Source organism: Flavobacterium cupreum, from assembly GCF_003996965.1.
GTDB classification, from domain to species: domain Bacteria; phylum Bacteroidota; class Bacteroidia; order Flavobacteriales; family Flavobacteriaceae; genus Flavobacterium; species Flavobacterium cupreum.
The window spans coordinates 1-364 of the sequence record NZ_QWDM01000122.1 but is presented as its reverse complement, the minus strand read 5'-3'; the positions used below and the strand labels follow the sequence as shown (position 1 = coordinate 364).

The window sequence follows — 364 nt, the reverse complement described above, 5'->3', positions numbered from 1 at the left end:
AAACGTGCCGCGCGGGCTGCAACCGGGCCTGGTCGCCGAACTCGACTCCCAGGCCTGGACCATGCCGCCGCTGTTCTAGTGGCTGCAACAGCACGGCAACGTGGCCGAGGCCGAGATGCACCGTGTCTTCAACTGCGGCATCGGCATGATCGTGATCGTCTCGCAAGAGAACGCCGACGCCGCCTTCGCCTATTTGCAGGCGGCCGGCGAGACGGTCTCGCGCATCGGCGCCATTCGCGCGCAGGTGGGCGACGAGCACCAGACCATCGTCGTTTAAGCGCATACCTGCCAGCGGCTTAGTGCTGCTTAAGCAAGGCAAAATCGGCACACGACGACATCGTCCTCGGGCTCGGCGCCCCCCTTG

Annotated in this window: 1 protein-coding gene; it reads left to right on the top strand. The window is 65.4% G+C overall.

All coding sequences use genetic code 11. The annotated features are described in order from the left end of the window. The first annotated feature begins 100 nt into the window (after positions 1 to 100). Positions 101 to 277 carry an AIR synthase-related protein gene (locus D0817_RS26880; protein WP_202866529.1) on the top strand — a complete coding sequence of 59 codons (177 nt, stop codon included), beginning with the start codon at positions 101 to 103 and terminating at the stop codon, positions 275 to 277. Positions 278 to 364 lie beyond the last annotated feature (87 nt).